Origin of the sequence: Variovorax rhizosphaerae, from assembly GCF_037889975.1 — a bacterium.
GTDB classification, from domain to species: domain Bacteria; phylum Pseudomonadota; class Gammaproteobacteria; order Burkholderiales; family Burkholderiaceae_C; genus Variovorax; species Variovorax rhizosphaerae.
In genome coordinates, this window is sequence record NZ_JBBKZT010000033.1 from 1 (window position 1) to 12,286 (window position 12,286).

Consider the following 12,286-nt stretch of genomic DNA (forward strand, 5'->3'; position numbering starts at 1 on the left):
CGCAACGGTCACGGAAGAAATGACTGAAGTGACGGTGATCGCCAAGCCGGCGCGCCGCGCTGCTCGCAAGGCCTGAAGCATCCGAGGCTGAGGGCTGCGCAACTTGTGCAGGCTGCGTCCACGCGACGAGCCGATGCCCTCACCCCAGCCCTCTCCCAGGGAGGAGAGGCAGGCAGAAAGACGTCTGCGTCGTGGCCGGGAAGGACATCTCGGCCGCTCAAGAAAAAACGCCCCTCGGCTTCCCGAGGGGCGTTTTTCATGGGCTTTGCACCGTCAGGCAGCAGCCGGCACGTTGCGCAGTTCGCGGCGCAGGATCTTGCCCACGGTGGACTTGGGCAGCGCGTCGATGAGGCGCACGACCTTCGGGATCTTGTAGCCGGTCAGCGCCGTGCGGCAATGCGCGATGACATCCTCTGGCGTCAGGGTCGCGCCGGGCGCAGCCACCACGAAGAGCTGGATCGCTTCGCCGGTCTTCGCATCGGGCACGCCGATGCAGGCGCACTCGGCGACACCGGGGCAGCCAGTAGCAACGGCCTCGATCTCGTTCGGGTACACGTTGAAGCCCGACACGATGATCATGTCCTTGATGCGGTCCACGATCTTCAGGTAGCCGCGCTGGTCGAAGACGCCGACGTCGCCCGTGCGGAAGTAGCCGTCCGCCGTGAACGATGCCTTGTTGGCCTCGGGCTTTTCCCAGTAACCGCTCATCACTTGCGGACCCTTGGCGCAGATTTCGCCGGACTGGCCCAGCGGCACTTCATTGCCGGCGTCGTCCACCAGCTTGATGTCCGTCGAGGGCAGCGGGAGACCGGTCGTGGCCGAGAATTCCTTGATGAAGGGCGGGTTGATGGACAGGATCGGGCTGGTCTCCGACAGGCCATAGCCTTCCAGGATCAGCTTGCCGGTGACTTCCTGCCAGCGCTTGGAGGTCGCGTCGATCACCGCCGCGCCGCCGCCCACCGACAGGCGCAGGTGCGACCAGTCGACTTCCTTGAGCCGCGGATGCGCGGCCAGGCCGGCATACAGCGTGTTGACGCCGGCGAACACCGACATCTTCGAATCCCTGAAGGTGTTGATGAGCCCGTCGATATCGCGCGGATTGGCCACCAGCCAGTTCTCCGCACCCAGCGAGAAGTAGCTGATCAGGTTCACCATCAGCGCGAAGATGTGATACAGCGGCAGCGCGGTGACGATCACGTCCTCGCCCGGACGCAGCGTCTCCTTCATGAAGGCCTTGTACTGCTCGGTATTGGCGACCAGGTTGCGGTGCGAGAGGCATGCGCCCTTCGACAGGCCGGTGGTGCCGCCGGTGTACTGCAGGAACAGCAGGTCTTCGCCGGTGATCGTGGCGGGGGTGTAGTCGGTCGGCTTGCCCGCGGCCAGGATGTCGCCCATCGAGATGGTGTTGGTCAGGCGTGCATCGATCGCCGGTGCCGGCAGCGCCGAATTCGGCAGGCCATCGCCAGGGGCCACGGTGATCACCGTGGTAACCGGCGTCTCGCCGATGATCTCGGCCAGCGTGGGCGACGAGCCATTGAAGACGATGACGGTCTTGACGCCCGCATCCTTGAGCTGGTGCGCCAGTTCACGCGGCGTGTAGAGCGGGTTCACGTTGACCTGCACGGCGCCCAGGCGGGCCATGCCGAAGAAGGCAATCGGGAAAGCCGCCAGGTTGGGCATCATGACCGCGATGCGATCACCCTTCTTGACACCGATTTCACGCTGCAGGTAGCTGGCGAACTGCGCCGTCAGGCGGTCCACGTCCGCAAAGCTCAGCTTTTGCCCGAAAGAAACGAACGCCGTCTTGCTGGCGTACTTCTTCATCGCCTGTTCGACCAGCTCGGTGACCGAGCCATAGGCATCAGGATTGATTTCCGCGGGAACGTCGCCGTAGGCGGCCACCCAGTGTCGTTGAGTCACTCTCGTCTCCTCTGTTTGTATTGAATGTTCCAGCACTGCGCTGGAACGCTGATTGTCGCCCTTCGCGAAGGGCCCTCCGGCGCGCAACATGGCGAAAGCTGTGGCTTTTTACCAAGGCTTGCAATCCGGCCGGGGACGGGAGTTTACGACGCGCGCTCCCGCAGTCGCATGCGAAGCCCCACAGGCATCATCGTGAATGCCAGCCGTTCGCGTGCCGGCTGGCCGTCGGGGGTATCGATGCTGGCGATGTCGAAGTGGCTCAGCAAGACGGCCATGGCCATCTTGATCTCGAGCAGCGCCAGGTAGCGCCCGGGGCAGATGCGCGGGCCGGCGCCGAAGGGCATCGACGTGCGCCTGGCGCTGCCGGCCATCGCGCCCGGCCCGGCGTCCGACAACCAGCGCTCTGGCGCGAAGGCAGCGGCGCGCCGTACGTGGACTTCATTCACGCCGTCGCGCCTCATGAGGTTGATCGCCACGGTGCCGGCCGGCACCCGGATGTCTCCGACGATCACATCCTTCTTCGCCTGCACGCTGAGGACAGGCGCCACCGGACGCAGGCGCATCGTCTCGTGCGCGCAGGCCTCGACGAAATCGAGCTGGCCCACCTGCTCGAAGCTCGGCCGCGCCGCATCGCCAACCACGCGGCGCACTTCCTCGGTGACGCGGGCCAAGGCTTCGGGGTGGCGCCACAGCAAGTCGATCATCCATGCGATGGTGTTGGCGGTGGTGTCCTCGCCAGCCAGAAGCATGGTCATGACATTGCCCGAGACCTGCACGTCGGTGATACCGCTACCGGGCTCATCGGCGGCAGCAATCATGGCTTCGAGCAGGTTGCGCGGACGGCTGCGCAGCACAGGATCGGACGCCATGCGTCGGCGCGCCTGGGCGACGAAGCCGTCGACGGCCTCGTTGACCGCCGCCATCCCTTGTGCAAGCTGGCGGTCCGCCGCGCTTGGGAACCAGCGCCAGGTCGGCAAAGGGGAGAGCATGCGCTTGAGCAGCGCCGGAAAGATCTTGTCGAGGTGGCGCTGGATCACGTCGCCATCGGATTCGAGCGTATTCACCTCCGCGCCAAATGCCAGGCCGGCTATGGTGTCGACGGTGTAGCGCATCAGGTCGGCCTGCAGGTCGATGGCGCTACCATCGCGCGCGGCCTTCCGCCAGCGCCGGACGAGCCGATCCGCCACGCCTTGCAGCGACGGGAAGTAGCCCTTGACATGCGCCGGGTCGAAGCCCGCCATGACCATGCGGCGCTGCCGCCGCCAATCGTCGTCGTTGGCGCCGAACACACCGGGCTTCAGCCCCATTTCCGCCCCGATCTGTTCCAGCCGCGTGGTGCGTTTCCAACCATCCGGCCGATCACGCAGCATGGCCGCGACGGCATGGTGGTCGCCGACGATCAAGAGGTAGCGGCGGCCAACCTTGACCTTGAAGTAGGGGCCGAACTCCTTGCACCACTGCTCCAATTGCTGGTGCATGCGGGGCGGGTCGAGCTGCAGCAGGTTGCCCAGCAGCGGGATGCCGCGCGGGCCAGGCAGGTCGGCAAGCTGGCGCGGCGTGGGCTGCGCGGGGACTGCGGGCTTGTCGAGGGTGGGCGTGTCCATGGTCATGGCGCTATTGGGCCACTCTGTCGCATGGAACGCGAACACATGGTTTCCCTTGTTGTCGCCGAATTTCCAAGAGTGCGGCACTCAAGGCCGAGCAGCATTTCGCGAACCTTCGAATCCAGAGCGTCCAGACCGGTGATTGCTAGACATAGGCTCCTGGTCTTCATCGATATGATCGCGACCGTCCGTTGTGCGTCTCAATGGACATCAAAAAATCTACAGGGAGTGAATATGAAAACTACTGCCGCCGCATTGCTGGCAGCAACCTTTGTCGTCACCGGGTGCATCGTGCCACCTGGATCGCAGACCAAGAACAACGGCTCGTCTCCGGCGACGTCATCGCGCAATGCGCAAATGCTTCAACCCACAGAAGCGCAAGACGCCAAACTCGCCAGCGCGCTTCGGCAACAGGCGACCAACAAAGACACGAGCGCGGCAATTGCTGAATCGTCAGATGTGATCTCAAAGTTCCTGCGGATCAATTCGTGCATCACCGGCTACAACGCATCTGCGCTAAACGCATTTGCGGCTCCTGGCAAGAATTTTCCGTCCTTCAACTACCTCAACGCGCCGATTCCATTGATGAGGTATCACGACAAGGGAAGTTGCGCCACGGTGTTGCGCATACAGGGCTGGCAAATGCCAACTAAAAATGCGCTTCAATTTGAGGTCGTGTACACGTCTGACGCAAGTGGAGAAACAATAAAGATGAGCAATGAGGTAGTCAGGCAACCAACCGGTGCATGGCTGTTCACCCGCTAGGAGTGCACTGATCCCATCAGCAGATCGGGGCTACCGTGCTGCCATACGCGCTCCCCGCGTGCACGTTTAACCCGCCGCGCTCACCATCGGCTGCCCCGCCAGCGCCGCCGCCAGGTTCTCCTCCACCCGCCCAGCCATTGCCGCGCGCGTCTCGTTCGTGTTGCTGGCCAGGTGCGGCAGCAGCACCACGTTGTCGAGTTCGAAGAAGGCCGGCGGGACATTGGGCTCGTCCTCGAACACATCGAGTCCTGCACCGGCAATGCGCTTTTCTTGCAGCGCCTCGATCAGCGCCTTCTCATCGACCACGCTGCCGCGCGAGATGTTGACCAGGTAGCCATCGGGACCGAGTGCATCGAGGATTTCGCGCGAGACCAGGCCGCGCGTCTCGGGACCGCCGGCGCTGGCGATCACCAGGAAGTCGGCCCATTCGGCGAGGCTCTTGAGCGTCGGCTCGTAGGCATGCCCGGTGTCCGTGAGAGGCCGCCGGTTGTGGTAGCGCACCTCCATGTCGAAGCCCGATGCGCGCCGCGCGATCACGCGACCGATGCGGCCCATGCCGAGGATGCCGAGCTTCTTGCCCGACACCTTGGTCGCGAGCGGGAACGGCCCGTTGCGCCACTCGCCGCGCCGCACGAAGCGGTCGGATGCAGAGATGCGCCGCGCCACGTCCATCACCAGCACGAAGGCGGTATCTGCCACGCAGTCGTTCAGCACATCGGGCGTGTAGCCGACCGGGATGCCGCGCGCGCGGGCCGCGTCGAGGTCCAGGGTTTCGAGGCCGACGCCGAAGCTGGAGATCGCCTTCAGGTTGGGCATGGCCGCGATCATGGCCGCGTCGGCGCCGAAGCGGGCCGAGGTGACGAGCGCGGTGAACTCGCCGCCGTGCGCAGCGAGGTAGGCCTGGGGGTCGGCCTCCTGCCACAGGTTGTGAAGGTCGTAGCGCTCGGCCAGACGTTGTTCGAGGGCGGGCAGCAGCCGGCCGTGTTGCAGCACGCGGGTCTTGGACATGGGTGATTTCTCTTCTTCGGTTTTCATTCGGGCTGGATGCCGGCGTCCTTGGCAACCTTGGCCCACTTGACCATCTCGGTGCCGATGAAGTCGCCGAATTGCTGCGGCGTGCCGCCACCGGGCTCGATGCCGTTCTCCTGCAAGGTCTTGCGCACGTCGGGCAGGGCGAGGATGCGGTTGACCTCGGCGTTGAGCTTGGTGACGGTCGCTTTGGGCGTGCCGGCCGGCGCGAGCAGGCCGCCCCACGTGCTGGTCTCGTAGCCGGCGACGCCCGCCTCCTGCATCGTGGGCACGTCGGGCAAAACCGAGGAGCGCTTGGCGGTCGTCACGGCCAATGCGCGCAGGCGCCCGGCCTTGATCTGCACATTGGCCGCGGCCACGGTGTCGAACATCAGCGAGGTGCGCCCGCTGATGAGGTCGGGGTGCGCCAGCGTGCTGCCCTTGTACGGGATGTGCGCCATCTCCAGCCCCGTCATCGACTTGAACAGTTCGCCCGAGAAATGCGGCGCGCCGCCGGTGCCGCTCGACGCGAAGGACAGCTTGCCGGGGTTGGCCTTGCCGTAGGCGATGAGTTCCTTCACCGACTTCACCGGCAGTTCCGGCGACACGATCAGCACCAGCGGCACCACGTGCGTGAGCACCACCGGTTCGAAGCTCTTGACCGTGTCGAAGGGCAGCTTCTTGACCATGCTCGGATTGATCGCATGGCTGCTGGCGACCAAGGCCAGCATGTGGCCGTCGGGCGGGCTCTTGGCGACGAGGTCGGTGCCGATGATGCCGGTGGCACCTGCGCGGTTGTCGATGACCACGGGCTGGCCCCAGGCCTCGGTGAGCTTCTGGCCGATGAGGCGGGCGGCCAGGTCGATCGCGCCGCCCGGCGAGGCCGGCACGACGATGGTGATGCCCTTCGAAGGAAACGTGCCTTGCGCCATCGCGGGCATGGCGTGGGCAAGGGCGAGGCCGGCCGCCGAGGCGACGAATGTTCTGCGTTGCATGGTGAGGTTCCCGTTGTGTGGGTCAGATGCCCTTGGCCTTGCGCCAGGTTTCGAAGGCGGCCTTGGTGTCGGCGTTGGGCGGATAGGTGCCGGCGAGCTTGGCGCCACCCTCGATGCGTTCGAGCACGAAGGCTTCCATCTTTTCCTGCTCGGTCGCGTCGCGCGCGACCTCTTCAGCCAGGTGCTGCGGGACCACGACCACGCCTTCGTCGTCGCCCACGATCACGTCGCCGGGATACACCGCGACGCCGCCGCAGCCGATCGGCACGTTCAGGTCGATCGCATGGTGGTGAATCAGGTTCAACGGCGCGCTGCCGCCCGCGCAGTACACGGGGAAGTCCATCTGCGAGATCGGGCCACTGTCACGCACGGGGCCATCGGACACGAGCCCTGCCGCGCCGCGCACCTTGAGGCGCGTCGTGAGGATCTGGCCGCCCGAGGCCACGCGCGTCTCACCGCGGCAATCGATGACCAGCACATGGCCTTCCGGCACGCTCTCGATGCCCTTGCGCTGCGGGTGGTTGGGGTCGTCGAAGGCACTGATCTGGTCGAGGTCTTCACGCGCGGGGATGTTGCGCATCGTGAAGGCCGGGCCGACCAGGTTGCCGCCGCTCGGCTTGGTGAGCCGGCCGACGCCCTGCAGGTAGACATTGCGAAAGCCGCGCTTGAAGAGTTGCGTGCAGAGCGTTGCGACGCTCACATGGCGCAGCTGCTCGCGGGCGGTGTCGGACAAGGGGGTGGTCATGAAATGCCTCGATTGACGTGTCTGTGTCTGAATCTGTTCGGGAGACACCGCGGAACCGGCTTTGCCGGGCCGCTGGTGTCGCCCCCGGTAGGGGGTTGGAGGAGCGCACGCAGTGCGCGGATCCTGGGGGCGAGCGAACGTTAGTCGGCCTTCGCCCCGCTTTTTCGCACAAGCTCACCCCAGCGCGGGATCTCCTTCTGCATCAACGCAGCCAGTTGCGCCGGCGAGCCGGCCACCACATCCATGCCGAGCTGGTTGCTGAGCTTGTCCTTCACCTCCGGCGTCAGCAGGATCTTGTTGATCTCGGCCGAGAGGCGTTGCGCGATGGGCTCGGGCAGGCCTTTCGGTGCATACACCGCCTGCCATGACGCCATCTCGAAGCCCTTCACACCCGCCTCCTGCATCGTGGGCAGTTCCGGCGCCAGTGCCATGCGCTTGGCGGAGGTCACGGCCAGCAGCTTGAGCTTGCCGCCCTGCACCAGCGGCAGCGCGGCCGTGATCTGGTCGAACATGAAGGTGACCTGCCCCGACGACACGTCGAGCATCGCGGGCGGCGTGCCCTTGTACGGGATGTGCGTGAGCTTCACGCCGATCATGTCGCCCAGCATCTCGCCGGCCAGGTGCGTCGATGTGCCCGAGCCGGACGACGCGAAGGTGCGCTTCCCCGGGTCCTTCTTCAGCAGCGCGATGAGCTCTGCCACCGAGTTCACGCCGAGGTTCGGGTCGACGATCAGCACGTTCGGCAGGAAGGCCACCAGCGAGATCGGATCGAAGTCCTTCACCGGGTCGTAGGGCAGGTTCTTGTAGAGGCTGGCGTTGATGGCGTGCGTGCTGATGGTGCCGCCGAAGAGCGTGGAGCCATCCGGCTTGGCCTTGGCCACGAAGGCCGCGCCGACCGCGCCCGCGGCACCCGGCTTGTTGTCGACGATGACCGGCTGGCCCAGCGCTTCGCCGAGCTTCTGCGCGATGACACGGCCGATCACGTCGGTCGAGCCACCGGGCGTGAAGGGCACGACATAGGTGATCGGGCGCGAGGGCCATTTGTCTTGCGCGACCGCCAGCAGCGGCATGGGCAGCAGCAGTGCCGTGAGTGAGGAAAGCGCGATGCGGCGCGTGAGGAAGCGCATGGTCATTCCACCTTGACGCCGCGCGCCGTGATCACCTGCCCATAGCGCGCCTTGTCGTTCGCGATGATCTTCTGCAGTTCGGCCGGCGTGGTGCCGCGCGGCGTGGCGCCCTGCTCGATCAATGCCTTGCGCATGTCCTCGGTGCCGACGATCTCCTTCACGTCGGCGGCGATCTTGTCGATCAGTGCCGGTGGTGTGCCGGCCGGCGCCAGCAGCGCGACCCAGGAGCCAGACTCGGCATTGGGCACGCCCTGCTCCGCCAATGTCGGCACGTCGGGCATGGCCGGCGAGCGCTGCGCACTTGTCACGGCCAGCGCGCGCAGCTTGCCGGTCTTCACGTAGCTCGAAGTCTCCAGGATCGAAGCGAACAGCATGTCGACATGCCCGGCCATCAGGTCGGCCATGGCCGGCCCGCCGCCCTTGTACGGCACATGCACGAGCTTGACGCCGGCGGCCTGCTGGAAGATCTCGGCGGTAAGGTGCGGCGAGCCGCCGCTGCCCGAACTGGCGAAGGTGTACTTGTCCGGCGCGGCCTTGGCGAGCGCGATGAACTCCTTCGGCGTCTTGGCCGGGATCGATGGATTGATCACCCATGCGAAGGGCAGGTCCGCGAACAGGGACACGGGCGCGAAGGCCTTGTCCGGGTCGTACTGCATCTTGTAGAGCGACGGGTTGATCGACTGCGTGCCGACATTGCCGATCAGGAAGGTGTAGCCGTCAGGCTTGGCCTTGGCCACCATGTCCATGCCCACGATGCCGCCCGCGCCGGTGCGGTTGTCCACCACCACCGACTGGCCCCACTTCTTGCCGAGCCGCACGCCCAGCAAGCGCGCCGCGATGTCGGTGCCGCCACCCGGTGCGAAAGGCACCACGAAGGTGACGGGCCGCGCGGGCCAGCCTTCGGGCACCTGGGCACTGGCCGCGATCGGCGCGAACGGCAGTGCGGCCAATGCAAGCCGTGCTGCGAGCCGGCCGAGCGCCTTGCCGGTTTGCGGGCGCACCATGTGTGTTGTCTCCATGCTGTTCATTTCCTTGTGAGTGGATTCAATGGATTTCGGGCTCGCCTTCACCGGCGGCTTGCGCGTAGTCCGGTGCGAGGAAGTCGAAGTCGCAGCCGGTGTCGGCCTGCTGCACGTGCTTGAGGAACATCACGCCGTAGCCGCGGCCGAACTTGGGGATGGGCTTCTGCCATTCGGCGCGACGCCTGGCGAGCTCCTCGTCGCTGACGTTCATGTCGATGCGGCGCGCGTCGACGTCGAGCGTGACCAGGTCGCCATCGCGCACCAGCGCCAGCGGGCCGCCGACGTGCGACTCGGGCGTGACGTGCAGAACGCAGGCGCCGTAGCTGGTGCCGCTCATGCGCGCGTCGCTGATGCGGACCATGTCGCGCACGCCTTCCTTGAGCAGCTTCTGCGGGATCGGCAACTGGCCCCATTCGGGCATGCCCGGCGCGCCTTGCGGGCCGGCGCTTTGCAGCACGATCACGCTGTCCTTTGTGACCTGCAAGTCCGGCGAGTCGATGCGCGCGGACAGGTCGTCGTAGTTCTTGAACACGACCGCGGGGCCGGTGTGGCGGCGCAGGTGCTGCTCCATCGCGGCCGGCTTGATGACCGCGCCATCGGGTGCGAGGTTGCCGCGCAGCACGGCGAGGCCGCCGCTTTCGAGCAAGGCCTCCTTGCGCGGGCGGATCACGTCGGCGTTGTAGACCTCGGCGCCGGCGATGTTCTCTGCAAGGCTCTTGCCGGTGCAGGTCATCTGGCTGCCGTCGATGAGGTCGCCCATCTGATTGAGGAACGCGCGCAAGCCGCCCGCGTAGTAGAAGTCTTCCATCAGGTACTTGCCGCCGGGACGCAGGTTGGCAATGACCGGCGTGCTGCGCGCGAGTTCGTCGAAGCGGGCCAGGTCGAGCGGCACGCTGGCACGCCGCGCCATCGCGATCAGGTGGACGATGGCGTTGGTCGAGCCGCCCAGGCCGAGCACGGCGGTCACGGCGTTGTCGAAGGAGGCCGGCGTGAGGAAGTCCAGCGGCTTCAGGTCTTCCCACACCATCTCGACGATGCGCTTGCCGGTGTGCGTGGCCATCATCGCGTGGCGCGAGTCCGGCGCGGGGATGGACGATGCGCCCGGCAGCGTGAGGCCCAGCACTTCGGCCGCGCTGGTCATGGTGCTGGCCGTGCCCATGGTCATGCAGGTGCCGGGCGAACGGGCGATGCCGTCTTCCACGTCCTGCCAGTCGTCTTCCGTGATGTTGCCGGCGCGCAGTTCGGCCCAGTACTTCCATGTGTCCGAGCCGGAGCCGAGGAAGGTGCCCTTGTAGTCGCCGCGCAGCATGGGGCCGGCCGGCACGAAGATGGTCGGCAGGTTCATCGCCAGCGCGCCCATCACGAGGCCGGGCGTGGTCTTGTCGCAGCCGCCCATGAGCACGCAGCCGTCGGCTGGGTAGGAGCGCAACAGCTCTTCCGCCTCCATGGCGAGCATGTTGCGGTAGAGCATGGTGGTCGGCTTCTGGAAGGCCTCGCCCAGGCTCATCGCCGGGATCTCGACCGGGAAGCCACCCGCCTGCCAGACGCCACGCTTGACCTCCTCCACCCGCTGCTTGAAGTGCGTGTGGCAGGAGTTCATGTCGCTCCAGGTGTTGAGGATCGCGATGACCGGCTTGCCCAGGTAATCGTCGCGGCTCAGGCCCATCTGCGCAGTGCGCGAGCGATGGCCGAAGCTGCGCAGGTCTTTCACGCCGTACCAGCGGTGTGAGCGGAGGTCTTCGGGCTTCTTGCGTGGGGTGGTCATGATCTTGTCTCGAAATGCGCTTTGAATGTTAGCGCTGTCATTCGATCATAAGCAGGTCCGGCGGCTGGCGTCAACCGGAAAATTCAGGGATCGCGGAACTTCAGGGCGAGGCAAAACAATGCCCTTTCCAGGGCCCCCGCGGAACCGGCTGCGCCGGGCCGCTGGGTGCGCCTCATGAGGGCTGAGGGCCGCGGCTCCGATCCTGCCTGCGCAGGCTTGGACGGCCCGCAAGACCAGCCGCCTCTGGCCGCCCGGAGCGCCGCAGGCGCATTCGGGGGTGGGTCAACCTACGCGCTTTGCCGCTCAATCAGCGTGAAGCCGAGGTCGACGATCTTCTCCGTCACCTCGCGTCCCTCGGCACGTTCGACGATGAAACGCGCCGCCTGCCGACCGATGCCGGTGCCGTCGATGCGCACCGTCGTGATGGCCGGATGCGCATACTGCGCAAAGCCCAGGTCGCCGAAGCCGATCACGCCCATGTCGCCCGGCACCCGCATGCCGCGCGCCTGCGCCTCGGTGATCACGCCGTGGGCCAGCGCGTCGGAGCTGCAGGCCACGGCATCGATGTCCGCGCCCGCCGCCAGCAGCGCGGACAAGGCCTCGCGCCCGCTGCCCAGCGTGGTCGGCGCCGGCACCTCGCGCACCGGCACCGTGCCGCCGCCGAGCAGCTTCCAGGCCTGTTCGAATCCCTTGCAACGCAAGGTCGCGCGCTGGTCATCCCCGGTGACGATCACCGGCTTGCGATAGCCCTTGCGATGCAGGTATTGCGCCGTGGCCGCGCCGGCCTTCTCGTGCGAGAAACCGACCAGCATGTCGATCGGCGTGGGCGTCAGGTCCCAGGTCTCCACCACCGGAATGCCGGAGGCCAGCAGCCGCCGCCGCCCATCGACGGAGCGCATGATCCCGGTCAGAACGATGCCGTCCGGCCGCCGCCCGATGATGGCGTCGATCAGCGCGTCTTCGCGGGCGTTGTTGTAGCCGGCCTGGCCGAGCATCAGTTGATAGCCCTTGTCGGCCAGCGCCTCGGTCAGCGCCTGGATGGTTTCGAGGAACACCGGCCCGGCGATGGTCGGCACCAGCGCCGCGACCAGGCGGCTGCGGTTCGAGGCCAGGCCGCCGGCCAGCAGGTTCGGAACATAGCCGGTGCGCTCCACCGCGAGGCGCACCTTCTCTCGCGTCTCGGGCGTCACCAGGTCCGGCGTGTTCAGCGCGCGCGATACGGTGATGGCCGAGACGCCCGCCAGCTTCGACACGTCGCTCAGGGTGATGCCGCCGCTGCCGCGGCGCGAGGCTCGTCCGGACAGGTTCCGCTGGGTCAAGAAGGGGCTCCGATGG

The 12,286-nt window shown here is 66.4% G+C and carries 10 protein-coding genes; 1 reads left to right on the top strand and 9 read right to left on the bottom strand.

Annotated elements, in window-relative coordinates:
- Window positions 1-273: 273 nt before the first annotated feature.
- Both WKW82_RS36565 and WKW82_RS36570 read right to left on the bottom strand, forming a co-directional pair.
- Window positions 274-1,920 (bottom strand): AMP-binding protein, encoded by a 1,647-nt coding sequence (locus WKW82_RS36565; protein WP_340348095.1) that lies wholly within the window; start codon window positions 1,918-1,920, stop codon window positions 274-276.
- Window positions 1,921-2,063: 143 nt separating this feature from the next.
- Window positions 2,064-3,524 (bottom strand): cytochrome P450, encoded by a 1,461-nt coding sequence (locus WKW82_RS36570; RefSeq protein WP_340348097.1) that lies wholly within the window; start codon window positions 3,522-3,524, stop codon window positions 2,064-2,066.
- A gap of 234 nt (window positions 3,525-3,758) precedes the next feature.
- On the opposite strand from WKW82_RS36570, the gene WKW82_RS36575 reads away from it, so the two are divergent.
- A complete protein-coding gene (locus WKW82_RS36575) occupies window positions 3,759-4,289 on the top strand; it encodes a hypothetical protein (RefSeq protein WP_340348099.1) in 531 nt (176 codons plus the stop codon).
- Window positions 4,290-4,355: 66 nt separating this feature from the next.
- Here the strand turns inward: WKW82_RS36575 and WKW82_RS36580 are convergent, their stop codons facing one another.
- The 7 genes from WKW82_RS36580 to WKW82_RS36610 form a co-directional block, all read right to left on the bottom strand.
- Complete coding sequence (locus WKW82_RS36580) at window positions 4,356-5,297, bottom strand: 2-hydroxyacid dehydrogenase (protein WP_340348100.1); 942 nt, start codon at window positions 5,295-5,297, stop codon at window positions 4,356-4,358.
- Window positions 5,298-5,320: 23 nt separating this feature from the next.
- Window positions 5,321-6,292, bottom strand: a complete 972-nt coding sequence (locus WKW82_RS36585) for a Bug family tripartite tricarboxylate transporter substrate binding protein (RefSeq protein ID WP_340348101.1) — start codon at window positions 6,290-6,292, stop codon at window positions 5,321-5,323.
- A gap of 22 nt (window positions 6,293-6,314) precedes the next feature.
- The gene (locus WKW82_RS36590) at window positions 6,315-7,037 is read right to left on the bottom strand and encodes a ribonuclease activity regulator RraA (RefSeq protein WP_340348102.1); all 723 of its coding nucleotides are present in this window, start codon (window positions 7,035-7,037) and stop codon (window positions 6,315-6,317) included.
- 140 nt (window positions 7,038-7,177) lie between these two features.
- On the bottom strand, window positions 7,178-8,164 hold the full coding sequence (locus WKW82_RS36595) for a Bug family tripartite tricarboxylate transporter substrate binding protein (RefSeq protein ID WP_340348103.1): 987 nt from the start codon (window positions 8,162-8,164) through the stop codon (window positions 7,178-7,180).
- Between the two features lie 2 nt (window positions 8,165-8,166).
- Complete coding sequence (locus WKW82_RS36600; RefSeq protein WP_340348104.1) at window positions 8,167-9,168, bottom strand: Bug family tripartite tricarboxylate transporter substrate binding protein; 1,002 nt, start codon at window positions 9,166-9,168, stop codon at window positions 8,167-8,169.
- 40 nt (window positions 9,169-9,208) lie between these two features.
- On the bottom strand, window positions 9,209-10,951 hold the full coding sequence (gene araD, locus WKW82_RS36605) for an L-arabinonate dehydratase (RefSeq protein WP_340348105.1): 1,743 nt from the start codon (window positions 10,949-10,951) through the stop codon (window positions 9,209-9,211).
- A 287-nt stretch (window positions 10,952-11,238) separates the two neighbouring features.
- Window positions 11,239-12,270 carry a LacI family DNA-binding transcriptional regulator gene (locus WKW82_RS36610; RefSeq protein ID WP_340348106.1) on the bottom strand — a complete coding sequence of 344 codons (1,032 nt, stop codon included), beginning with the start codon at window positions 12,268-12,270 and terminating at the stop codon, window positions 11,239-11,241.
- Window positions 12,271-12,286: the final 16 nt, after the last annotated feature.

What these genes read in the sequence shown, in the direction of transcription:
- WKW82_RS36600 (WP_340348104.1), bottom strand. Translation starts at nt 9,168, where the DNA reads ATGGTGCGCCCGCAAACCGGCAAGGCGCTCGGCCGGCTCGCAGCACGG.
- WKW82_RS36585 (WP_340348101.1), bottom strand. Translation starts at nt 6,292, where the DNA reads ATGCAACGCAGAACATTCGTCGCCTCGGCGGCCGGCCTCGCCCTTGCC.
- WKW82_RS36575 (WP_340348099.1), top strand. Translation starts at nt 3,759, where the DNA reads ATGAAAACTACTGCCGCCGCATTGCTGGCAGCAACCTTTGTCGTCACC.
- WKW82_RS36590 (WP_340348102.1), bottom strand. Translation starts at nt 7,037, where the DNA reads ATGACCACCCCCTTGTCCGACACCGCCCGCGAGCAGCTGCGCCATGTG.
- araD (WP_340348105.1), bottom strand. Translation starts at nt 10,951, where the DNA reads ATGACCACCCCACGCAAGAAGCCCGAAGACCTCCGCTCACACCGCTGG.
- WKW82_RS36580 (WP_340348100.1), bottom strand. Translation starts at nt 5,297, where the DNA reads ATGTCCAAGACCCGCGTGCTGCAACACGGCCGGCTGCTGCCCGCCCTC.
- WKW82_RS36570 (WP_340348097.1), bottom strand. Translation starts at nt 3,524, where the DNA reads ATGGACACGCCCACCCTCGACAAGCCCGCAGTCCCCGCGCAGCCCACG.
- WKW82_RS36595 (WP_340348103.1), bottom strand. Translation starts at nt 8,164, where the DNA reads ATGCGCTTCCTCACGCGCCGCATCGCGCTTTCCTCACTCACGGCACTG.